This is a genomic window from Embleya sp. NPDC056575 (assembly GCF_042793325.1).
Classification (GTDB): domain Bacteria; phylum Actinomycetota; class Actinomycetes; order Streptomycetales; family Streptomycetaceae; genus Embleya.
In genome coordinates, this window is the sequence record NZ_JBHTVA010000002.1 from 268,444 (window position 1) to 290,681 (window position 22,238).

The following is a 22,238-nucleotide window of genomic DNA, read 5'->3' on the forward strand; positions in this document are numbered from 1 at the left end:
CGCTACCCGCTCGGACGCGGGCCGCGCCGGGCCCGGGCCGTCGAGTCGCGGACGACCAGCTTGACCGGCAGGGTCATCGGCTTGCCGGTGCGCGGTGCCGGTTTGCCTCGCGAGGACAGCAGCGCGTCGACGGCGGCCCGTCCCTGGGCGCGCAGCGGGGCGGCGACGGTGGTCAGTCCGGGACGGACGATGCGCGTCGGGAAGATGTCGTCGAAGCCGACCACGCTGACGTCCCGGGGCACCCGCACGCCGCGCGCCTGGAGGGCGAGCACGACCCCGATCGCCAGCTGGTCGTTGTACGCCACGACCGCGGTCGGCAGGTCCGCGGGGAGCGCGTCGACGGCCTCGCGACCGCCCACGACCGTCGGCGCGAACGGGCCCACACGCTGCACCCGCAGGCCCATCCCGGTCGCCGCCTCGCGCAGGCTCCGCAACCGCATCCCGTCCGCCCACGAGGCCTCCGGGCCGGCCACGTAGGTCACCGTGCGATGACCCAACCGAGCCAGGTGTTCCGCGGTCACGAGCATGCCGTGCGGGTTGTCGAGGGTGATGCTGGGGACGTCGGCGACGTCGCGGTTGAGCACGACCACCGGCCGCTGCTTGGCGGTCATCCGGATGGCCGAGTCCGACAGTCGGGTACCCGCCAGGACCAGTCCCTCGACGGCGGGCAACGCCCTTTCCAGACTGGCGCGTTCCACCCGATCGCTCTCCTGGGCGTCGATCAGCAGCAGTACGAACCCGGCCTCGGCGGCGGCCGACTCGGCACCCCGGATGATCTCGGCGTAGAACGGGTTGGTCACGTCGGAGACCACGAGCGCGAGCATCGAGGTACGGCCGGTGGGCAACCCCGACGCCAACGGATTGACCCGGTAGCCCAGCTCCGCGGCCACCCGCCGGATGCGCTCCGCGGTCGCCGCGTTGACCCGGCCGGGCCGGGCGAACGCCCGGGACACGGTGGACGCGGCCACCCCCGCGGCCCGGGCGACGTCGTAGATCGTCGGTGCCTTCCCGCCGGTCGATGCGCTCGGTGCGCTCGGGGCGCCGTCACGCTCGCTCACCCGATCTCACTTCCGTTCTCGCGGGAAAGCCCCGGGCTCCGGGGCGGCGACACCGGTGGTCGGACGATGTCGTGGCAGCCCACGGGATGGTGGGAGGCAGCGCACTGTACCCCGTTTCGACGCCGCCACCCACCGCGCGGCGGCGCCCCGGGTTCAGGCCGGTTCGGGGGCGAGCGTGCGCGGGGTCGGGGCGCCGGTGGTCAGAGCCGCCCGGTGGGCGGCGGTGGTGGTGGCGGCGAGGACGACGTGCACGGGAAGGCCGAGCCGGGCGGCGAGGGCGGCGGCGGGGGCGTACTCGGGGGTCGCCTGGAGGATTCTCCCGGCGCGGTGGCCCACCTTGACCGGGAGGCGATCGCCGAGCACGTCCACATACATCCAGCCTCGTCGCAGCTCGGTCTTGCGGACCGACCGCTCCCGGACGCCCAGGGTGGTGGTGAGGCGGAAGACGGCGTCGCGCAGGGGTTCGGCGCCCTGTGGTGGGCACAGCACGGAAAGCGTGTGCGCGGGGCGGCCCTTCTTCATCAGGATGGGGGTCAGCCAGGCGTCCGAGGCGCCGGCCTCCATGAGGGAGGCCAGGACGCTGGGCCACGCGCGCGGGTCCAGGTCGTCGATATTGGTTTCCAGGACGACGGCTTCGGCGGCGTCCGCGGCGACGTCGACGGTCTCGGCGGGGACCGGGGTGCCGAGGAAGACGCGGGTGACGTTCGGGCGTCCGGGAGTGTCCCGGCTGCCGGCCCCGACGCCGGTGCGCTCCAGCCGCAGGTGCGGCATGGGCGAGCACTCGCGGGCCAGCGTGGTGAGCAGCGCCAGGCCCGTGGGGGTGGCGAGTTCGCCCTCGCCGCCCGCGAACACCTGCCACTCGGCGGCGAGTTCGGCCACCGCAGGGGCCGGTACGGGAAGTTCGCCGTGGGCGGTGGTGACGCGGCCGAAGCCCAACGCCACCGGGCCCGCCGTCAGTTCGGTCACGGTGAGGTCGTGCAGCGCGGCACACACCCCGACGACGTCGGCGATGGAGTCCCAGGCACCCACCTCGTGGAAGTGCACCTCCTCCGTGGTGGTGCCGTGTACGTGCGCCTCGGCGACGGCGAGGCGGGCGAAGGCGGCCAGCGCCGACGTGCGGACCGGATCGGCCAGGGCGGCCTGCTCGATGAGGCGGCGGACATCCCGCCACGTGCGGTGTGGGTGATCGTGCGCACTCGGCGTCACGTCGATCCGCGTCGCCCGCATCCCGGCGCGGGTGACCTGCGTCTGCTCCAGGCGTACCTCGCCCGGGACCACGGCCTCCACCGCGGCGCGTACGGTGCTCGGCGCGGCTCCGGCGTCGACGAGGGCGGCGAGCAGCATGTCCCCGGCGACGCCGGCGGACGCGTCGATCCACGCGGCCCTCACGGGCGCAACCGATGCAGGATCTCGCCCGCCTGCGGCACGACGAGGGTGTGCGGATCGGCCGCGAACGCCGCGAAGTCCACCGCGGCGGGGTCCAGATGGCCCAGGTTCGCGCCGCGGACGACGTCCTCGGGAATGCCGGTCGCCAGGGTGACGGTCAACCGGCAGCGCTCGCCGTGCTCTTCGTCGTACGTACCCGCGCCGCGCAGGTGGGTGGAGTGCGCCAGGACGCCCCAGTGCAGGTGCTTGAAGCGGTCCCACTGCTTGGTGAAGTAGTCGCGGCAGTGGTAGCCGATCTCCTCGATCTCCGGGTGCATCGCGGCGATCGTGCGCACGTGCGGCGCGTACAGGATGACCTCGCCGCCGTCCGCGACGACCGGTTCGAGCTTGTAGAAGCCCTTCGCCGCGGTCCAGATGTCCTCGTACTTCTCCGGGATCACGGACACCACCCGCCGTACGGGCGCGTCCAGGTAGCGGACGTGGACCTGTGCGGACACGTCGGCCGCCGCCGACCACGCCGCCTCCGGGGTCCCGTACGCCATCGCGTGCAGCGCCCCGGTGCCGGATTCGACCACCACGCACAACGCGCGCCGGCGGCTCGGGATCAGCGCGGCCGCCTCGTGGATCAGCGCGCGCACCGGGGTGATGCCGCGCGTGCCGATGATCTCCGCACTGGTGATCAGGGCCCCGAGCCAGTGCGACAGGTCGATGATGTCGGCGCCCGCGACGCCGGGGAAGAAGTACTTGTCACCGCCGGAGAAACCGACCACCTCGTGCGGGAAGACCGGGCCGACGACCAGGGCCACGTCGTGCTCCACGACGGCCCGGTTCAGGCGTACGTCGACCTCTTGGCGCAGCAGCCCGCCGGACAACTCGGCCACCCGGTCGGCCCCGATCGTGCCGACCGAGGCGAACGTCGACGGCTCCCACCACTCGTGGTTGAGCACGGTCATGCCGGGCAACGGCGGGATGTGGGCGGCCAGTTCGGCCTCGCCCATCGGCGCGTGCGTACCCAGCGCGACCAACACCGTCAACCGGGAGACCCGGCCGTACAGTGCCTCGTGCACCGCGGAGAGCAGCAGCGGAAGCGGGCAGCTGCGGGTCCCGTCGGGTACCACCAGGCAAACGCTCCGGCCGTCGAGGTCCTCGCCGGCCAGTTGTTCGGCGACGAAGGCTCGCACCCGGTCCTCGGGCAGGACGGTGCCCGGCCCACCGATCTGTGCTGTCATGGCGGCCAGAGGACCATGGTGTCCGACGTGGTGCAAGTGCCCGGGGCAACACATGGCAACCGGTTGCCGCGCCGAGCCGGCGGCGGCGAACATGCCGTCATGCCAAGCCCCCGACCCACGACCCGACCGCTGTCCCGCGCGGTCGACGCACGCCCCGCCGCGCCGGTGCGCGTGCTCCATCTCGGCCTGGGCGGCTTCTTCCGAGCCCATCAGGCCTGGTACACCGAGCACGCCGGGGACGCCGACCGGTGGGGGATCGCGGCGTTCACCGGCCGCAGCACCACGATCGCCGAGCGGCTGACCGCCCAGGACGGGCTCTACACGCTGGTCACCCGCGGTCCCGACCGCGACCGCCTCGAGGTGATCGGTTCGCTCACCTCGGCGCACCCCGGCGGCGACCACGCCGCGTGGCTGGACCACTGGCGCCGGCCGGAACTCGCGGTGGTCACCCTGACGGTCACCGAGGCGGCGTATACCCGCGCCCCCGGGGGCGGCCTGGACACCCGACGTGCCGATGTGAGCGCCGACATCGCCGCGCTGCGCGCCGACCCGACGGCTCCGGTGTCGACGGTCGCCGCGCGGCTGCTGGCCGGGCTGGCCGCCAGGCGGCGCGCGGGCGGCGGCCCCGTGGCCGTCGTGCCGTGCGACAACCTGCCGGGCAACGGCGAGGTCACCGCGCGGATGGTCGGCGAACTGGCGGACACGATCGGGCGCCCCGAATGGCGCGAGGCGGCCGCGCACGCCTCGTACGTCGCCACCATGGTCGACCGGATCACCCCGTGGACCACCCCGGAGGACGTGGCGGCCGTGCGCGACGCGACCGGGCGCCTCGACGAAGCCCCCGTCGTCACCGAGCCGTTCACCGAGTGGGTGCTCAGCGGCGAGTTCCCGGCCGGGCGGCCGCGCTGGGAGGACGCCGGGGCCCGCTTCGTCGCCGACGTCACACCGTACGAGGAACGCAAACTGTCGCTGCTCAACGGCGCCCACTCGTTGTTGGCGTACGCGGCGCCGCTGCGCGGGCACGCCACCGTCGCCGAGGCCGTGGCCGATCCGGTCTGCCGGGTCTGGGTGCGCGAATGGTGGGACGAGGCGTCGGCCCACCTGGACTTCCCGGAAACCGTGCTGACCACCTACCGGGACGCGCTGACGGACCGCTTCGCGAACCCGCGCATCCGGCACACCCTCGCCAAGATCGCCGAGGACGGGGCCCAGAAGATCCCGGTGCGCGTACTTCCGACGCTCTACGCCGAGCGGGCGTCCGGGGCGATGCCGGCCGGCGCGATCCGCGTGATCGCCGCGTGGATGCTGCACCTGCTGGGAAGCAACGGGATCCCGGTACGCGACGGCGCCGCGCCGGTGCTCACCGGATCACCGGCCGAGGCCGTGCCCGCGGTGCTGGCCTTCCTCGATCCCGCCCTGGCCGGGGACGCCGAACTGGTCGAGGCGCTCACCGCGCGGGCCTGGGAACTCGGCTGACCGAAGTCGGCGTCATCGGCGCGGATCTGCGCCGCGGACCCGCGCCGCGGATCCGACGGCGGCACATCGGCGAACCAACCTCGAACAGGAGAAGCACGTCATGCTCCCGGGACTGTCCGACACCGACGGCGCGGCCGTCGACCGCGTCGGCGCACTGCTCCACACGCCCGGCCGACTCGGGGTGGCCTTCTCCGGGGGCGTGGACTCCTCCGTGCTGCTGGCCCTGGCCGTACGCGCGCTGGGCGCCGACCGCGTGATCGCCGTGCTCGGCGTCTCGCCCAGCCTCGCCGCGGACGAGTACACGGCGGCCCTGCACGTCGCCGCGACGATCGGGGCGCGCGTGGTCGAGGTCGAAACCCATGAGGGCGACCTGCCGGCGTACCGGGCCAACGGCCCCGACCGGTGCTTCCACTGCAAGAACGAGTTGTTCGCCCGCATTTCCGCCGAGGTGGTCCGGGCGCACGGCCTGACGGCCGTCGCCTACGGCGAGAACGCCGACGACGTGGTGCGCGTGGATCGTCCCGGTGCCGAGGCCGCCGTGCGCCACCGGGTGTTGCGACCGCTCGCCGACGCGGGCCTGGACAAGGCGGCGGTCCGCCGGATCGCCGCCGCGCTGGGCCTGCCGTGCGCGGACAAGCCGGCCGCGCCCTGTCTGGCGTCGCGGATCCCGCACTTCAGCGAGGTCACACCGGACAAGCTGGGCCAGGTCGAGGCGGCCGAACGGGGCCTGCGGGGGCTGGGGTTCAGCGACTGTCGGGTTCGCCACCACGGCGATGTCGCCCGGATCGAGGTGCCCGTGGCCGAGATCGCGGCGCTCGCGGGCGACCTGCGCGAGGCGGCTCTGGCGGTGGTCCGGGCCGCCGGGTTCCGGATGGTCGCCGTCGACCTCGCGGGCCAACAATCGGGTGCCTTCACGCTGTCCCTGATCGGAGTTCGCCATGGCTGAAACGACCGAATCGTTCGCACGTCTGGACCACGAGCGGATCGACCGCAGGGGATATCCGGAGGCGATCTTCTGCGAAGGCAAGACCCCGGAGCAGGTGGGCGCGATCGCCGCCGAGCTGCGCGAGCACGGTCGGGGCCCGGCTCTGTTCACCCGCGCCGGTTCCGAGCACGCGCGGGCCGTGCTCGCCGAACTGCCCGACGCCCGGCACGAGTCGCAGGCCCGACTGCTGGTGTGGCCGCCCGTACCGCCCGCTCCGGAGGGAGGTCTCGTGGTGGTGTTGGCGGCGGGCACCTCCGACCTCCCGGTGGCGCTGGAAGCCGAGTTGACCGCCCGCTATCTGGGCCGGCGCTGCGAGCTGGCCGTGGACGTGGGCGTGGCCGGCCTGCACCGCGTGATCGGCATGCTCGACCTGCTGCGCTCCGCCCGGGTCGTGGTGGTCGCCGCCGGCATGGACGGCGCGCTTCCCAGCGTGGTGGCGGGGCTGGTCGCCGCGCCCGTCGTCGCGGTGCCGACCTCCGTCGGCTACGGAGCGGCCTTCGGCGGCCTGGCGCCGCTGCTGTCCATGCTCAACGCGTGCAGCCCCGGGGTCGCGGTCGTCAACATCGACAACGGCTTCGGGGCCGGGCATCTGGCCGCGCAGATCGCGGCACCCGTCACGTCGGCGGCCGACGCGGCGTCGTAGGGGTCGGCCGGCCCGGAACGAGCCCCGCCCCGCGGCAACACATGACAACCGATTGCCGTGCTCTCCGGCCGCGGACGACGATTCGGGCATGCCCTCCTCACTCCATCCCGACCGGCTCCTGCCCGTCGACGCGTCGGCACGCGCCGTCGCCCGTCGGCTCTACGAAGCCGTCCGCGACCTGCCGGTCCTGTCGCCGCACGGTCACGTGGACCCTCGCCTGCTGGTCGACGACCAGCCGTTCAACGATCCGGCGAGCCTGCTGATCTCCACCGATCACTACGTTACGCGCCTGCTGCACGCCTGCGGTGTCCCGCTGGACGAACTCGGGGTGGGACAGGGGCCGTTGCCCGAACCGCAGGCCCGCCGGGCGTGGCGCGCGATGTGTGCGCACTGGACCGCCTTCCGGGGCACCCCCGTCCGCTACTGGATGGAGGCCGAACTCGTCGAGATCTTCGGCGTGACCGAGCGCCCCGCCGCGGCCACGGCCGACCGGATCTACGACACGATCGCCGCGCGGCTGGCCGACCCGGCCTACCGCCCGCGGGCGTTGTTCCGCCGCTTCGGCATCGAGGTGCTGGCCACCACCGACGACCCGGCCGACGATCTCGCGGCCCACCGGGCATTGGCCGCCGACCCCGAGTGGACGGCGCGGGTCCTGCCCACCTTCCGCCCCGACCGATACCTGGAACCCGGTGCGGGCTGGGCGGCGGCCGTGGCGCGCCTGGGCGAGGCCGCGGACACCGACACCTCGGACTACGACGGCTACATCCGGGCGTTGGAGGACCGACGACGCCACTTCATCGCGCACGGCGCCACCTCCGCCGACCACAGCCACCCGGACGTGGGCACCGAACCGCTGACCCACGCCGAGGCCGCCCGCGTCTACCGGGCCGCCCTACAGGGCACGGCGAGCGAGGCCGAGGGCGTCGCCTTCCGTCGGCACATGCTCCTGGAGATGGCCCGCATGTCCTGCGACGACGGCCTCGTGATGACCCTGCACCCGTCCGTGCGCCGCAACCACCACGCGCCCACCCACCACCGGTACGGCCCCGACACCGGCCACGACATCCCGCTGCGCGCCGAGTTCACCGACGCCCTGCGTCCGCTCCTGCACAGGTACGGAACCGCCGAAGGGTTCCACCTGATCCTGTTCACCCTCGACGAGACCGTCTTCACCCGGGAGATCGCCCCGCTGGCCGGCTTCTACCCCTCGGTCTACGCGGGCGCCCCGTGGTGGTTCCTCGACGCCCCCGACGCCATCCGCCGATTCCGCCGCGCGGTCACCGAGACGGCGGGATTCGCCCGGACGTCCGGCTTCGTCGACGACACCCGGGCCTTCTGCTCCATCCCCGCCCGCCACGACATGTCGCGGCGTCTGGACTGCGGCTACCTCGCCGAACTGGTCGCCGAGCACCGACTCGACGAGGACGAGGCGATGGAAACGGCCGTGGACCTGGTCACGGTCAACCCACGAAGGGCGTTCAAACTCTGACCCCTTGCCCGACCCGACACCCCGGGCCACCCATCCCGTCACCCGCGGACCACCCACGGCAGGACCAGCCCGCCATGGCGGGCGTGGGCACCGTGCCGCACCGCGACGCGCGACCTCGCCGAGCACGCGGTCGATCCACCGGCCCCACTACTAGAGTCTTGTGTGCCGGTCCGCACGGTCGCCGACTTCACCGTGCACGCGCGCCGGTTCACCCGAGATTCAGCCAGGAGGTTCCGCTGTGATCGACCACGCGGACGTCATCGTCGTCGGTGCCGGCCTGGCCGGCTTGGTGGCCACGTACGAACTCACCCGTGCGGGGCGGCGGGTGATCGTGTTGGACCAGGAGAACGAGGCCAACCTGGGTGGCCAGGCGTTCTGGTCGCTGGGCGGGTTGTTCCTGGTGGACAGTCCCGAGCAGCGCCGTATGGGTATCAAGGACTCGCGGGAACTCGCCCTCGCCGACTGGCTCGGCTCGGCGGGCTTCGATCGAGAGCGTGAGGATCGGTGGCCGCGGCGATGGGCCGAGGCGTACGTCGACTTCGCCGCCGGGGCCAAACGGGCCTACCTGCACGGGCTCGGCCTGCGGTTGACCCCCGCCGTCGGGTGGGCGGAGCGTGGCGGCGGCACCGCGACCGGGCACGGCAACTCCGTACCGCGTTTCCACCTCACCTGGGGCACCGGCCCCGAGGTGGTGCGGGTGTTTCGCGAACCGGTGCTCGCGGCGGCCGAACGCGGCCTGGTGGACTTCCGGTTCCGGCACCGGGTCGACGACCTGGTGGTCGAGGACGGCGCGGTCACCGGTGTGCGCGGGACCGTGCTCGCGCCCGACGACGCGCCGCGCGGCGCGCGCTCCTCGCGCGAGGCGGCCGGAGAGTTCGAACTGCGCGCCCAGGCCGTCGTGGTCACCTCGGGCGGGATCGGCGGCGACCACGAACGGGTCCGCGCACACTGGCCCGTCGACCGGCTCGGCCCCGCCCCGGCCCGGATGATCACCGGGGTGCCCGCGTACGTCGACGGCCGGATGCTCGACGCCGCCGAACGCGCCGGGGCGTCCCTGGTCAACCAGGACCGCATGTGGCACTACACCGAAGGCATCAAGAACTGGGACCCCATCTGGCCCGACCACGCGATCCGGATCATCCCCGGCCCGTCCTCGCTGTGGTTCGACGCCACCGGCAAGCGCCTGCCCGCGCCGCTGTTCCCCGGCCACGACACCCTCGCCACACTGCGCCACATCGGCACCACCGGACACCACCACACCTGGTTCGTGCTCACCCGCACCATCGTGGAGAAGGAGTTCGCGCTCTCCGGGTCCGAACAGAACCCCGACATCACCGGCAAGGACCTCAAACTGACCCTCTCCCGGGTCAAGAAGGGCGCTCCCGGGCCGGTACAGGCGTTCCTCGACCACGGCGAGGACTTCGTGGTCCGCCACGACCTGCGGGCCCTCGTCGACGGGATGAACGCGCTCACCCCCGGCACTCCGCTCGACTACGCCGACATCGAGCGCGAGGTGCTGGCCCACGACCGCGAGGCCGCCAACCCGTACGGCAAGGACCTGCAACTGATGTCCGTCCGCAACGCCCGCGCCTACCTGCCCGACAAGATCACCCGCGTGGTCAAGCCGCACCGCTTCCTCGACCCCGCACACGGCCCGCTGATCGCCGTACGCCTGCACATCCTCACCCGCAAGAGCCTCGGCGGCCTCGAAACCGACCTCGACGCACGGGCGCTGCGCCCGGACGGCGAGGTGATCCCGGGCCTGTACGCGGCCGGCGAGGCAGCCGGCTTCGGCGGCGGCGGCGTCCACGGCTACAACGCCCTGGAGGGCACCTTCCTCGGCGGCTGCATCTTCTCCGGCCGCGCCGCCGGCCGCGCACTGGCGCAACGCCTCGCGTGACGCGTCACGCGCCCCGGGCGCGGCGAAAGCCGATGTGTCCGCTCGCGCTGCGCGCCACCGGCCAGGACACCGCGAGGAGTTCCGCGTGGGTCGCGGCGCGAGGCAGGGACTCCTCGTCGCGCACGACGTCGCCCCGAGCACCGTCGGCGGCCCGCCACGCGTCGAGTACGCCTTCATCGTCGACCTGCCGCGAGCCGAACCCGTACGCCACGCACCCGGATCCCGAAGACGACATCCGCGGCAACCGCGACGATGCCACGCCCTCGCGCTCGGGTTGACCACACCGGGTGACGGGGCGGACGCCGCACCCGCCGACGAGCGCGAAGGGCATCCACCTCGCCCTCCACGACACCGACGTCTTCGCCCGCGCGGTCCTCGCCCACATCCGCAAGGGCGACGCGGGCCCGCTGGAGAGCTATTTGACGAGGCCGAAAGACTGGGGGAGAGGGCGATTCGCCGGCCGGTTCCGGTCGGATACCGGCCCCGACGGTTGCGGGCCCGCATGTGGAGGTCTCGGGCTCCGGGGTGGTGGACGCGCGGGCGAGGCCGCCGGCGCGGGTCGTCCGGATGGGAGGAGGGCAACATGCGCGAACTCGCGGGACGGGTCGGTGTGGTCACCGGGGCGGCCGGTGGCATCGGATACGGCATCGCGCGGGCGTTGGCGGACGACGGGATGCGCGTGGTCCTGGCCGACACCGACACGGCTCGGCTCGAGGAAGCCGCCGCGATGTTGAGGGCGGACGGCGCGGAGGTGGCGGCGGTGCCCACCGACGTGCGGGACGCGGCTGCCGTCCAGGCCCTCGCGGATGCCGCACTGGCCGGTTTCGGACGGGTCGACGTCGTCTGCAACAACGCCGGGGTGTGGACGCTGAACAGGCAGTGGGAGACCGAACTCGTCGACTGGCAGTGGGTCGTGGACGTCAACCTGTGGGGCGTCGTGCACGGCGTGCGCACCTTCGTTCCGCTGCTGCTCGGGCAACCGGAAGGCGGGCACATCGTGAACACCGCGTCGATGGGCGGCTTGATCGGCGGTGCGATGACCGGACCGTACGGCACCACGAAACACGCGATCGTCGGCCTGACCAAGGGACTTCGCGCCGAACTGGCCGAGACCGCGGTCGGGGTGTCACTGCTGTGTCCGGGCAAGGTGCGGTCCGAGATGCTCGACCGGGTCAACGCCCGCCCGGTCGCGGACGCCGACGACCGGACGCCCGGCGACGGCGGACCGACGCCGTCCGCCCGGGACATGATCGAGGCGATGCGCGAGTCGCGGGCGGGAGCGATGAGCGCCGGGGAGGCCGGCGAACAGGTCGCCGCGGCGATCCGCGAGGACAGGTTCTGGGTGCTGCCGGGCGCCGATGCCCACGCGCCGCTGGTGCGGGCGGAGTTCGACGAACTGATCGGCGCGTTCGGATCGACGTCGGCCGACGGGTGAGTCCCGGACCGGGCGCGCCGACGTCCGGCGTGGTCAGCCCTCGCGGCGGAGCGCGGACAACAGGGCGAGCGTCGCGGCGCGTTCCTCGGCGGTGCCGGTCAGGCTCGCGGTCAGCTCCGTCGCGCCGGCCTCGGCGTAGCGGCGAATCCCGCGCGCCACCGTCTCCTCGTCCCCGGCGATCACCGTCTCGACCACGCCCTTCTTCCCCTGGCGGTCCAACTGGGCGCGGTACGCGGGCAGTTCGCCGGCGAAGCCGAGGCGCTGCCCGACCTCGCGCAGCACCCGTGCCGGGTCGGCGGTGACGCTGACGATGGCGGTGACCACGATGCGGGGAGCGGGTCGCCCGGCCGCCGCGGCGGCCTCGGTGACGGTGGGGCGGATGTGTTCGGCGATCGCGTCCGGGCCGGTCCACACCACGACCACGCCGTCGGCGAGTTCGCCGGCGACCCGCAACATCCTCGGTCCCAGCGCGGCCAGGAGCAGATCGGGCGTGCCGGCGCCGGGTGTATCCAGGGCGCCGACCGCGGTGACGGTGCGGCCGCGGTGCTCGACGCCCTCACCGCGCAGCAACGGGCCCAGAGCGGTGAGGTATTCGCGGATGTGGTCGGCCGGACGATCGTAGGAGTGGCCGAACACCCCCTCGATCACCGGCTTGTGCCCGGGACCGACCCCCAACGTGAACCGCCCGCCGGTGGCGGCGTGCGCGGTCAGGGCCTGGCCGGCCAGCGCGATCGCGTGTCGGGGGTAGGTGGGCACGATCGACGTGCCGACGTCGATGCCCGGGACGCGGGCGCCGGCGAGGGCGGCCACGGTGATCGCGTCCCAGGAGGCGAGTTGGGGAAGGAAGGCGCTGTCCAGCCCGGCCCGAGCCGCGTCTCGGACACCGTCCAGGAGGTCGTCGAGGCGGGGTCGTTCCGGGTTGACCAGGGTTCCGATGCGCATCGCGACTCCAAAGTGAATCGTGGATTCATGTTGCCCGATGCAGCGTAACCTAAGCTGAACCCGTCCTTCAGGTTGGTCGTGGTGCACCTTCCGCGAGCAAAAGGAAAGAAAGGGTTCCCCGAGTGCGAGCCGACGCCGAACGCAACCGCGCGCTGATCGGCGCGGCGGCGCTTCGCCTGTTCTCCCGGCACGGCGCCGACGTGTCGATGGAGCGCATCGCCCGCGAGGCCGGCGTCGCCGTCGGCACCCTGTACCGGCATTTTCCGGACCGCAACGCCCTGGTCCACGCGATCGCCGCCGACACGCTGCGCGACCTGCTGGTCCATGCCAGAGAGGCGGCCGGGCGAGACGAGCCGCGGCGACGCTCGCTGATCGAGATCGTGGAGTACTGCACCCACCTCCCACTGGCCCTGGTCGCCACGCTGACCGCGACGCCGGTGGCCGACCCTGAGGTGATGGGACTGCAACGCGAGGTCGACGCCCTCCTGGAGCAGGTGATCGGCCACGCACAGGAGGAGGGCGACCTGCGCCGAGACCTCACCGCCACCGAAATCCTGACCCTGGTCAAGGTGATGGTCTGCCGCGCCGACGCCCGACCCGACGACCCGCTCACAGTGGTGATCCTGGCCGGTTTGGCGCCATGAACACGAACCGCCCGCCGCCGAGGGCCGGGTCGCGGTCGACGACGACGCGCGACCCGGCCGGGCGGCGGGACGGAGGCGGGGACGGCGCGGGGAGGCTTCCCGCGGTCCCGCTCGGGCTACTTGCCGAACGTGAGCGATACCGCCGGTGAGGCGTTGCCGTACGCGTCCACGGCCACGACCCGGGCCACGTACCGCCCGCGCGCGACCGTGCCCGGTACGGGGATGTCGAGGGTGTTCGGGCGGGGCATGAAGTAGTAGTCCGACAAGACCTTGGACGAGACGAGCGACTTGCCCGTCGCCGCGTCGGTGATGTCGACGTTGTAGTGGTGCACCATCTGGTCGTCGGTGGCCTGGGCGATCCGTACGGCCGTGCCGCCCTTGGCGTCGCGCACCGCGGACAGCGGCTCACGCGTGGTGAACCGCGGCGCCACGGTGTTGCGCGCGGCCTTGGTGTACGTGAAGTTGTCCTTGATCTGCTGGTTCGTCGAGCCCTTGAGGCGCACGGTCCAGGTGGGACCGCTCAGGGTGCCCGCGCTGGCGTACGGCGGCTGCCAGCTCGCCGACCACTTGCCGTCGGTGTAGATGTCGTGCTTGTCCGCGGCCATGTTCACCCGCGCGATCTCCGTGCGGTCCTGGTAGACCTCGACGAACAGCGCCTGCGCGGTCGGTGACTCGAACCGGTCGGCGAGGCCCTTGTCGGTGACCATCTGGTAGCCGTGGTCCATCTCGACATACGACATCGATCCGTCGTTGACCGAGGTGAAGTCGCGCTGCTGGATGGAACGTTCGTCGTTGATGTTCAGGTGCGAGTGGCCGGAGAAGTAGACGGCCTGCGGGAACGCGCTCAGGTCCTCCGTGAGGCGCGGGTTGCTCGCCTGCTGGCCGTCCATGACCGTGTCCGTGGCGGGTCGGTGGCCCTGGACCAGGACGGGCTTGCCGGCGTACGCCCGGTCGGCGGTGATCGCGGCGAGCCGCTGCTTGAGCCAGGCGCGCTGGGCCGTGTCGGAGTTGTACGTCTCGGAGTTGATCGTCAGCACGTGCAGACCGTTGACCACCGAGTCGTAGTAGCCGCCGCCCGAGTCGGGGAACCACGCCTTGGGGTAACCGGCCCGTATCGCGGCCAGGCTGTCGTCGTGGTTGCCGGTGGAGATCAGCACCTGTGTGTCGGTCATGCTCTTGCGGGCCAGGTTGGCCTGGAAGATCTCGGAGACGATTTTGTGGTCGGGGCCCTTGCCGTCGCCGTTGTCGTTGATCATGTCGCCGTTCACCAGGATCGCGTCCGGCTTGGGGAAGACGGATCCGATGGTGTCGAAGAAGCTCTCGTACTTCTTGTCGTTGGCGGCGTGACCACCGACGTGGACGTCGGACATCACGACCATGCGGGCGAGGGGCTTCTCGGCGGTCTTGATCAGATAGCCGTACGACACCGGGACACTGGCCCGGTTGCCGTGGAAGGCGACCGCCGTGACGTTGGTGTCCTTGTCGATCCGCAGCGGCCGGCCGGGGGAGTAGACGCGGCTGTCGCGGGTGGGGGTCGTGCCGTCCAGCGTGTAGCGCACCGTCGTGCCGCGCTGGACCTGGAACTTCACGTCCACGGCGTGCTCGTAGCGCCCGCCGGGGACGGTGACGTGCGGTGCGGACGGGGTCGCGGGATCGGCCTGCGCGACGGCCGGGGCGACGGCGGGGGAGACGAGCGCGACGGAGGCCGCGGCGATCACGAGAGGGGCGAGTCTCACGGGTTTCCTATTCTCTGGTTCCGGTGACGGACGCGGCTTCTCCCTACGGTTTATAACGTATGGATAACCGGTCTGGTCCAGAGAGGCTATGCGGGCCGTGTCGATCGGAGGCGCGTTCGAATCGACCTTCCGGTGAAGTGATCATGAACGTCTGGCCGGTTGGGGTGGGGCCCGCGGTTCGGGCGTGTCCCGGCCGCGGGGTGGATGCGCCGGTGGCGGGCGGCGTCGGTTTACACCGGTTACTACCGATCGCGCGTGACGGACCAGGCCGGCAGGTGTTCGAAGAACGCCACGGCCTCCGGCCGCCATCGCTCACCCCACGTGCCGGCCCGCGCCGCCGCCTCTCGCGCGTGGTGCTCGGCGTCGGCTCGCAGGCCGCTGTCGATGCCGTGGGCGCGCGCGATCCGGCGGATCCGGTCGAGGGCGTCGTCGTCACAGGCCGGATCTCCCAGGACGGCGTCCACCACCTTGCGTTCGGCGTCGTCGGCCGCCGCCAGGAGGGCGCGGACGACGTAGCTGCGTCGCCCGGTACGGATGTCGGATCCGAGGGGTTTGCCGAGGGCCGCCGAGTCGCCGAACAGGTCGAGCCAGTCGTCGTGGATCTGGTTGGCGATGCCCACCGCGGTGGCGTAGGCGCGCAGTTCGCCCTCGTACGGAGCGATGTCGGCGCCGGTGGCGAGCAGGCCCAGGCGCAGCGGGGCGAGCACCGAGTAGCGGGTCGACTTGTATTCGGTGACGGTGTGCAGGAGCCCGATGTCGGCGGCGGGATGGAAGTCGCGTTCCAGGTCCAGGATCTGCCCGTTGATCATGGCGGCCCCCGCATCGGCGGGAACGGCGGCCATGGCCGGGATGCGGGCGGGTGGCAGGTCGCCGGCGAGGAGGACGCGCATGGACAGGAACGCGGCCAGGTCGCCGGCGAGGACGGCCAGGGCGAGGGCGACGTCGGGTCGGTCGGGGAATCGGCCGCGGTAGGCGTAGTAGGTGGACGGGCCGCCTCGGCGTACGGCCGCGTCGTCGATGATGTCGTCGTGGATCAGGCCGTGGGTGTGCAGCAGTTCGATGCTCACGGCGGCATCGTCGAGCCCGGGCACCGGCTCGTGCGTGACCAGGGCGGCGGCCTCGTGCAGCAGGGCGACCCGAAGGCGTTTGCCGCCGCGCAGCGACAACTCGCGTACCAGGTCGAGGGCCTGGCGGGGAAAAGCGCCGTGCGGCGGCAGGTCCAGGGCGCCACTCGCCGGATCGGTCAGGGCGTCGAAATAGGCCGCGAAGCGGACTTCGAACCGCTGCTGGTGGCCGGCCGCACGTTGTAGGGCGGCTGTCAAGGCGTCGTTCACCGAATCAGGGTTGCACGCCACCGCGAGGACCCCGTCACTGCCGGGCCGGTCCCGCCGACCACGCGGCGCGGGCTCGGGGTCCGCGCGCATCGGCCTCGATGGACGGATTCGCGGGCGCGCGTCCGGTGGCGCGTGACCCGTTGACAGGTGCCTTATCGGGCTCTAGCGTGCTCCATCACCAGTTAGGAAACTTTCCTAACTATCCAGGTCCAGCGCCAACTTCCCCCGCGTGAAAGACCGTTGCCGGAAATCGCCCACCGCGAAGACGTTCGCAGCGGCCCGCTCGGGGAGCACCACGAGCCGCCGAGCCGCCCCCCGCGCTCGGTCCCTCTTCGCTGGAGGACACCGTGAGACCCAACAAACCCCGGCCGGCCAGGGCGTTCGGCGCCCTGGTGGCCGCGGCCACCACCGCCTCGCTCTGCGTGGCGCTGCCCGCCGCCCACTCACTTCCCCTCCCTCGCGCCGCCGCCACGTACGAGGCGGAGGCCGCCCAAGTCGTCAAGGGCAAGGTGGAGTCCAACCACGCCGGCCACACCGGCACCGGCTTCGTGAACTTCGACGCGGTCTCCGACGCGTACGTCGAGTTCACCGTCCAGGCGGAGCAGTCGGGCGCCACGAAGCTGGACTTCCGCTACGCCAACGGCACTTCCGTCGACCGGCCGCTGGACATCACGGTCAACGGCACCCAGGCCGCCAACGATCTCCCCTTCCCCGGCACCGGCGCCTGGACGACCTGGAAGACGGCCTCGGTCACGACGACACTGGCCGCCGGTACCAACAGGATCCGCGCCACCACCTCGGGCGTGGACGGTCCCAACCTCGACAGCCTGGTCGTCACCCCGCAGGGCCCGGCCGACACCGAGAAGCCGACGGCCCCGAAGAACCTGCGCAAGGACAAGGAGTCGACCACCACTTCCGTGTCGCTGGCCTGGGACGCGGCCACCGACAACGTGAAGGTCACCGGGTACGACGTCTACCAGCACGGCCAACTCATGAAGCAGGTCGACGGCTCCACGACGGCCACCACGGTCACCGGCCTGACGCCGGAAACCGACTACGACTGGACCGTCTTCGCACGCGACGCCGTCCCGAACGTCTCCGACGCCAGCAACGCGGTCACCATCGCCACGCTGCCCGCGCCGCCCGACGTCGAGGCGCCGAGTGTGCCGCAGGGGCTGCGCGCCACCGGCAAGACCGCGACGAGCGTCGACCTGGCCTGGGCCCCGTCCACGGACAATGTGCAGGTCACGGGGTATGACATCTACCGAGACGGCGCCGCCGCCGGCACCTCGGAGACCGCGTCCACGACCGTCGCCGGCCTGAAGGCGGCCACGGCGTACCGGTTCAAGGTGCGGGCCTTCGACGCCAAGGGCAACCGGTCGGCGTTCGGCCCGGAGATCAGCGTCACCACCGCCGGTTCCCAGGCGGGCGGCGTTCCCGATCCGGGCACCGTGAAGACCCTGGCCAGTGGTGTGGATGTGGCCTGGGGCGTGGCGTTCCTGCCGGACGGCTCCGGGATCTACACCGAGCGCAACACCTTCGACGTCTACCGACTGACCAAATCCGGCCAGAAGACGAAGCTCGGCAAGGTACCCGACTCGCAGACCACCGGCGGCGAGGGCGGCCTCATGGGGCTGGAGGTCTCCCCGAACTTCGCCACCGACCACTACCTGTACTTCCTGCACACCTCGACCGACGGCAACCGCATCGCCCGGATGAAGCTGGAGAACAACACGCTCAGCGGCTACAAGGTCCTGCTGGCCGGCATGGCCAAGAGCCGCTTCCACAACGGCGGACGGCTTCGCTTCGGCCCCGACGGCAAGCTGTACGCCGGCATGGGCGACGCCCAGAACGACTCCCGGGCGCAGGACAAGAACTCCCTGAACGGCAAGATCCTGCGCATCAACGCGGACGGCTCGATCCCGTCGGACAACCCGTTCGGCAACGCCGTCTGGTCCATCGGGCACCGCAATCCGCAGGGCCTGGACTTCGACTCCCAGGGCCGGCTCTGGCAGGCGGAGTTCGGCGACAACATCATGGACGAGGTCAACCTGATCCAGAAGGGGGGCAACTACGGCTGGCCCAACTGCCAAGGCACCGAGGGTAGTTGCGCCGGGTACATCGCGCCGAAGAAGACCTGGCCGGTGTCGGCCGCCTCGCCGAGCGGCCTGACCATCATCAACGACTACGTGTTCGTGGCCACGACCCGGGGCCAACGCGTCTACCGGCTGCGCATCGACTCCGACTCCAACCTGGTCGAGCAGAAGGCGTACTTCGAGGGCACGTACGACCGGCTGCGCACCGTGGAGGTCGACCCCGACGGGGACATCTGGCTCACCACGTCCACGGACAAGGACGGCACGGCGGGCAACGACCGGATCCTGCTGATCGACATCGTCTACTCGAACGGCGTCGCCGCGGCGCCGGGCAGGCCCGAGCCGACGGCCACGGCCTCCGCCACTTGGGACGGCGCGCCGAACCGGGACACCACACCACCACCGGCCAACCCCTGACCCTCCGCCCCGCCCCAACCGGACCGAGCCCGCCGCGGCCCGGCCCGGTTGCGGGCACGGCGAACCACCTCGGCATCCGGCCGACCCACCTCGCGCGGCGGCGACAAACAGCCCCGGCCGACCCCGACAAACACCCTCCCGCCGTCGGTTTCCCAGTCGATGGTGTGTCGGTGGGGTGCCCGGGTTCGGGTTGCCGCGTGTCTCAAGATCAATGTCGTCTTGTCGATCCTATCGATTGTGAAATCTGACGCATCGTCATATCGTCACGCCGGTCGAGCGGAATGATCGACTCCGGTGGGGGCACCGGGTGTGCTCGAACTCGCGCGCATATGGCACTGGTTGCGAGGAACGACGGATCGTACGGACTTCAGGGGTGAGACACGTGGGCCAGGAACCGCCCGAGCCGGCCGCGCAGGCCGGCAGGATCCGAGCTGCCGGGGTCGAGCGCCGGTTCGGTCGCGGCGCGAGTCGCGTGCACGCGCTCGGGCCCCTCGAATTGGAGGTCGCGGCCGGAGAGTTCTGCTGCATCGTCGGCCCGTCCGGGTGCGGCAAATCCACCTTCCTGCGGATCGTGGCCGGCCTGGTCAAGCCGACCGCCGGCCGCGTCGAGGTGACGGCCGCGACCGCGAACCCCGCGGCGATGGTGTTCCAGAACTACGGCATCAGCCCGTGGAAGACGGTGCTGGCGAACGTCCGGTTCGGCCTGGACCTGCGTCGGGTGCCCCGCAAGGAGGCGAACGCCCGAGCACGCGACTGGCTGGGCCGACTCGGACTCGCGGACTTCGCCGACCGCTACCCCGCGGCCCTGTCCGGCGGCATGCAGCAGCGCGTGTCGATCGCGCGGGCCCTCGCGGTCGAGCCGGAAATCCTGCTCATGGACGAGCCGTTCGCGGCCCTGGACGCGCAACTGCGGACGATCCTGCAGGACGAACTCCTCGAGATCTGCCAGGCCGACAAGCGCACCGTCCTGTTCGTCACGCACAGTCTGGAGGAGGCGCTGGTCCTCGGCGACCGCGTCCTGGTGATGTCCGCGCGCCCGGGGCGACTGATCGCCGAGCGGGTACCGCCGTTCGTCCGCCCCCGCACCGGAGAGGTGCGCAGGTCACCGGAGTTCGCCGCGATGCAGGCCGAACTGTGGGAACTGCTGCGCGGAGAGGTCGAGCAGGCGACCGGCCCGGAGCAGGAGACGGACCCGAAGCGGCAGGCGAAGCGAGAGCAGGGGAGGGGTGTGGGCCGGGAGACGGAGCCGGATCACGAAACGGGCCCGGACGCGCACCCGGTCCAGGACCGGACCCAGGGCGGCGCGCGCAACCACGATCGGGAATCGGGCAAGAAGGAGGTCGCACCGTGACGGTCACCGTGAAGGACACCGCGCCGATCCGGGTGCTGGTCCGCGAGCCGGGCGCCGCGGAGCGTGACCCCGGCCGGGCGCGCACGCGACGCCGACTCCTGGAGGTCGGCCTGGCCGTCGCCGTTCCCGTGCTGCTCCTGCTGTGGTGGCAACTCGCCGCGAAGCAGGGGTGGATCGACGATCGGCTCTACCCCGCGCCCTCGACCATCGTCGCGGACGGCTGGTCCGACGCCACCGACGGCAAACTGTGGCCCGACGTGTGGGCCACACTCGCCCGGGTCCTGCCCGGCTACGCGATCGGCGCCCTCGGCGGATTCGTCGTCGGCCTCCTGATGGGTACCAACGCCCTGATCCGGGCCGCGCTCGAACCCACCCTGGACGCCCTGTACGTGGTGCCGAAGCTCGCGCTCCTGCCGATCTTCATGACCATGTTCGGCCTCGGCGAGGCGCCGCACATCGCGCTCGTCGCCGTGACGGTGTTCTTCTTCGTCTGGATCGCCACGATGGCCGCGGTCATCGCCGTGCCCGACGGCTACCGCGAGGCCGGAGCGGTCTTCGGCGCCGGCCCCTGGCAGATGTTCCGACACGTGTTGCTGCCCGCGTCGCTGCCGCAGGTGATGGTGGGCCTGCGGATCTCGGCGGGCGTCGCGGTACTGGTCATCATCGCCTCCGAAGGAATCGCCTCGCCCGACAACAAGGGCTTGGGCTACGTGATCTTCAACTCCCGGCAACTCTTCGACAACCGCGCGATGTTCGTCGGGATCATCGTGGTCGCCATCGTCGGAGTGCTGTTCTCCGAGCTGATCCGCCGCGTGGGCCGGCTGTGCACCCCGTGGGCACCGCGCGACCGCGGCCCCGGGCAGTCCTGACCCGACGTCACCACCTCGGCCGGGCCGGTTCGTGCCCGGCCGGCCCGAACACCACCGGGCGCACCGACCCCGAAAGGCACATCATGGCGAGACGTGGATTCCTCACCACCACCGCACTGTTGGCGTGCACCGCACTGCTCGCCGCGTGCGGCGGCGGTTCCTCCGACTCCGGTTCGGACCGGTCCAAGTCCCCGCAGCCCAAGCGGGCGATCGAGCCGGTCGCCGGCTGCGAGAAGGCGTGGACCGACCCGGCCGACCTGGCCCCGACCCGCAAGCCCGCGCGCTGCGCCGCGGGTTCGCCCGCCGCCAAGCCGCTCGCGCAGAAGGCGAAACTCACCGTGACCGCGGGATCGTTGTCGGCCGAATACCTCGGCCCACTGCGCACCGCGATCGCCAAGGGCGAGTTCGCCAAGGAGGGCCTGGACGTCGAACTCAAGCAGATGCCGGCCACCGACGCGATCACGCTGCTCGCCAAGGGCCAGGTGGACGTGCTGTATTCGGCGCCCGAGGCCGGCATGGTCAACGCGGTCAAGCAGGGCTTCGACATCAAGTGGGTCGCGGGCAACTATTCGGCGGCGCCCGAATCCAAAACCGGAGTCTGGGCCAAGGTCAAGAACGGCCGGACCGGAGACGCGGTCGACCTCAAGAACGCGCGCTTCGGGACGCTCGTGGGCAAGACGTCGGTGATCATGTACCCGATCCAGAGTGTGCTCGCCCGGCACAAGACGAAGCCCACCGAGGTCTCGTTCCAGCAACTGGACGGTGCGGGTGTGCCCGAGGCGTTCAAAAACGGCGGCATCGACGCCGCGTGGCTGCTCGATCCGGTCTGGAAGGACTTCGAAGGCAAGCCGGAGTACACCTTCCTGGGTGGTCAGCCGGCCGGCGAGCCGCTCGGCGGAATGCTCTACGGGCAAAACCTCCTGGAGAAGAACCGGGACGCCGGCGTCGCGTTCCTGCGCGCGCTGATCCGCACCGTGAACACCTACTTCGCCGGCGACTACAAGCAGGACCCGGCCTTCGTCGCGGAGTTGGCGACGACGCTCGGCAGCAAACCCGAACTGCTGAAGTCCGTGCCCGCGCAGGTGGTCGACTGGGAGATCCGCGGCGGCACGACCGACCGGGTCCAGAGCATGTACATCGAGGGCAAGGTCATCGAGGCCCCGGCGCTGCCGGAGGACAAACTCGTCGACCGCTCCTTCTACGCCGAGGCCGTGGGCCACACGACACCCTGACCACGCCGGCGGC

17 protein-coding genes and 1 pseudogene are annotated in these 22,238 nt (G+C 71.9%); 11 read left to right on the forward strand and 7 right to left on the reverse strand.

Annotation, left to right across the window (positions count from 1 at the left end):
* Window positions 1-2: 2 nt before the first annotated feature.
* From ACFRCG_RS02465 to ACFRCG_RS02475, 3 genes are all read right to left on the reverse strand, one after another.
* Entirely contained in the window at window positions 3-1,058 is a 1,056-nt protein-coding gene (locus tag ACFRCG_RS02465) for a LacI family DNA-binding transcriptional regulator (RefSeq protein WP_380027892.1), read from the reverse strand.
* Between the two features lie 153 nt (window positions 1,059-1,211).
* Entirely contained in the window at window positions 1,212-2,447 is a 1,236-nt protein-coding gene (gene larC / locus ACFRCG_RS02470; protein ID WP_380027894.1) for a nickel pincer cofactor biosynthesis protein LarC, read from the reverse strand.
* A complete protein-coding gene (locus tag ACFRCG_RS02475) occupies window positions 2,444-3,673 on the reverse strand; it encodes a lactate racemase domain-containing protein (RefSeq protein ID WP_380027896.1) in 1,230 nt (409 codons plus the stop codon). The genes larC and ACFRCG_RS02475 overlap by 4 nt, the downstream gene beginning before the upstream one ends.
* Window positions 3,674-3,772: 99 nt before the next feature.
* Here ACFRCG_RS02475 and ACFRCG_RS02480 point away from each other — a divergent pair, with 99 nt between their 5' ends.
* The 5 genes from ACFRCG_RS02480 to ACFRCG_RS02500 all read left to right on the forward strand — a co-directional run bounded on the left by ACFRCG_RS02480 (window position 3,773) and on the right by ACFRCG_RS02500 (window position 10,169).
* On the forward strand, window positions 3,773-5,149 hold the full coding sequence (locus ACFRCG_RS02480; RefSeq protein WP_380027898.1) for a mannitol dehydrogenase family protein: 1,377 nt from the start codon (window positions 3,773-3,775) through the stop codon (window positions 5,147-5,149).
* A 100-nt stretch (window positions 5,150-5,249) separates the two neighbouring features.
* Window positions 5,250-6,095, forward strand: coding sequence for an asparagine synthase-related protein (locus ACFRCG_RS02485; RefSeq protein ID WP_380027900.1), 846 nt, complete (start codon window positions 5,250-5,252; stop codon window positions 6,093-6,095).
* The gene (gene larB / locus ACFRCG_RS02490; protein WP_380027902.1) at window positions 6,088-6,777 is read left to right on the forward strand and encodes a nickel pincer cofactor biosynthesis protein LarB; all 690 of its coding nucleotides are present in this window, start codon (window positions 6,088-6,090) and stop codon (window positions 6,775-6,777) included. Before ACFRCG_RS02485 ends, larB begins: the two co-directional genes overlap by 8 nt.
* Window positions 6,778-6,865: 88 nt before the next feature.
* Complete coding sequence (uxaC, locus tag ACFRCG_RS02495; protein WP_380027904.1) at window positions 6,866-8,269, forward strand: glucuronate isomerase; 1,404 nt, start codon at window positions 6,866-6,868, stop codon at window positions 8,267-8,269.
* A 238-nt stretch (window positions 8,270-8,507) separates the two neighbouring features.
* Window positions 8,508-10,169: an FAD-binding dehydrogenase gene (locus tag ACFRCG_RS02500; RefSeq protein WP_380027906.1), complete on the forward strand. Its 1,662-nt coding sequence runs from the start codon at window positions 8,508-8,510 to the stop codon at window positions 10,167-10,169.
* Between the two features lie 4 nt (window positions 10,170-10,173).
* Here ACFRCG_RS02500 and ACFRCG_RS02505 read toward each other — a convergent pair whose 3' ends face one another.
* Window positions 10,174-10,380, reverse strand: a complete 207-nt coding sequence (locus ACFRCG_RS02505) for a hypothetical protein (RefSeq protein ID WP_380027908.1) — start codon at window positions 10,378-10,380, stop codon at window positions 10,174-10,176.
* A gap of 372 nt (window positions 10,381-10,752) precedes the next feature.
* On the opposite strand from ACFRCG_RS02505, the gene ACFRCG_RS02510 reads away from it, so the two are divergent.
* Window positions 10,753-11,604: an SDR family NAD(P)-dependent oxidoreductase gene (locus ACFRCG_RS02510; protein WP_380027910.1), complete on the forward strand. Its 852-nt coding sequence runs from the start codon at window positions 10,753-10,755 to the stop codon at window positions 11,602-11,604.
* A gap of 33 nt (window positions 11,605-11,637) precedes the next feature.
* On the opposite strand, the gene ACFRCG_RS02515 is transcribed toward ACFRCG_RS02510, so the two are convergent.
* Window positions 11,638-12,546: a TIGR03564 family F420-dependent LLM class oxidoreductase gene (locus ACFRCG_RS02515; protein WP_380027912.1), complete on the reverse strand. Its 909-nt coding sequence runs from the start codon at window positions 12,544-12,546 to the stop codon at window positions 11,638-11,640.
* A 122-nt stretch (window positions 12,547-12,668) separates the two neighbouring features.
* Here ACFRCG_RS02515 and ACFRCG_RS02520 point away from each other — a divergent pair, with 122 nt between their 5' ends.
* On the forward strand, window positions 12,669-13,190 hold the full coding sequence (locus tag ACFRCG_RS02520; RefSeq protein WP_380027914.1) for a TetR/AcrR family transcriptional regulator: 522 nt from the start codon (window positions 12,669-12,671) through the stop codon (window positions 13,188-13,190).
* A gap of 116 nt (window positions 13,191-13,306) precedes the next feature.
* On the opposite strand, the gene ACFRCG_RS02525 is transcribed toward ACFRCG_RS02520, so the two are convergent.
* On the reverse strand, window positions 13,307-14,926 hold the full coding sequence (locus ACFRCG_RS02525) for a metallophosphoesterase (RefSeq protein WP_380027917.1): 1,620 nt from the start codon (window positions 14,924-14,926) through the stop codon (window positions 13,307-13,309).
* Between the two features lie 242 nt (window positions 14,927-15,168).
* The gene (locus tag ACFRCG_RS02530; protein WP_380027919.1) at window positions 15,169-16,260 is read right to left on the reverse strand and encodes a polyprenyl synthetase family protein; all 1,092 of its coding nucleotides are present in this window, start codon (window positions 16,258-16,260) and stop codon (window positions 15,169-15,171) included.
* Window positions 16,261-16,769: 509 nt separating this feature from the next.
* On the opposite strand from ACFRCG_RS02530, the gene ACFRCG_RS02535 reads away from it, so the two are divergent.
* The 4 genes and pseudogenes from ACFRCG_RS02535 to ACFRCG_RS02550 all read left to right on the forward strand — a co-directional run bounded on the left by ACFRCG_RS02535 (window position 16,770) and on the right by ACFRCG_RS02550 (window position 22,225).
* Window positions 16,770-18,773, forward strand: a complete 2,004-nt coding sequence (locus ACFRCG_RS02535; RefSeq protein WP_380027959.1) for a PQQ-dependent sugar dehydrogenase — start codon at window positions 16,770-16,772, stop codon at window positions 18,771-18,773.
* A 424-nt stretch (window positions 18,774-19,197) separates the two neighbouring features.
* Window positions 19,198-19,941 (forward strand): annotated as a pseudogene (locus ACFRCG_RS02540) (ABC transporter ATP-binding protein); the annotation flags it as partial.
* A 179-nt stretch (window positions 19,942-20,120) separates the two neighbouring features.
* The gene (locus tag ACFRCG_RS02545) at window positions 20,121-20,993 is read left to right on the forward strand and encodes an ABC transporter permease (protein ID WP_380027921.1); all 873 of its coding nucleotides are present in this window, start codon (window positions 20,121-20,123) and stop codon (window positions 20,991-20,993) included.
* An 83-nt stretch (window positions 20,994-21,076) separates the two neighbouring features.
* Window positions 21,077-22,225: an ABC transporter substrate-binding protein gene (locus ACFRCG_RS02550; RefSeq protein WP_380027924.1), complete on the forward strand. Its 1,149-nt coding sequence runs from the start codon at window positions 21,077-21,079 to the stop codon at window positions 22,223-22,225.
* Window positions 22,226-22,238: the final 13 nt, after the last annotated feature.

Coding starts and splice junctions, on each gene's coding strand:
- ACFRCG_RS02485 (WP_380027900.1), top strand. CDS start 5,250: ATGCTCCCGGGACTGTCCGACACCGACGGCGCGGCCGTCGACCGCGTC.
- ACFRCG_RS02510 (WP_380027910.1), top strand. CDS start 10,753: ATGCGCGAACTCGCGGGACGGGTCGGTGTGGTCACCGGGGCGGCCGGT.
- larB (WP_380027902.1), top strand. CDS start 6,088: ATGGCTGAAACGACCGAATCGTTCGCACGTCTGGACCACGAGCGGATC.
- ACFRCG_RS02550 (WP_380027924.1), top strand. CDS start 21,077: ATGGCGAGACGTGGATTCCTCACCACCACCGCACTGTTGGCGTGCACC.
- uxaC (WP_380027904.1), top strand. CDS start 6,866: ATGCCCTCCTCACTCCATCCCGACCGGCTCCTGCCCGTCGACGCGTCG.
- ACFRCG_RS02480 (WP_380027898.1), top strand. CDS start 3,773: ATGCCAAGCCCCCGACCCACGACCCGACCGCTGTCCCGCGCGGTCGAC.
- ACFRCG_RS02475 (WP_380027896.1), bottom strand. CDS start 3,673: ATGACAGCACAGATCGGTGGGCCGGGCACCGTCCTGCCCGAGGACCGG.
- ACFRCG_RS02515 (WP_380027912.1), bottom strand. CDS start 12,546: ATGCGCATCGGAACCCTGGTCAACCCGGAACGACCCCGCCTCGACGAC.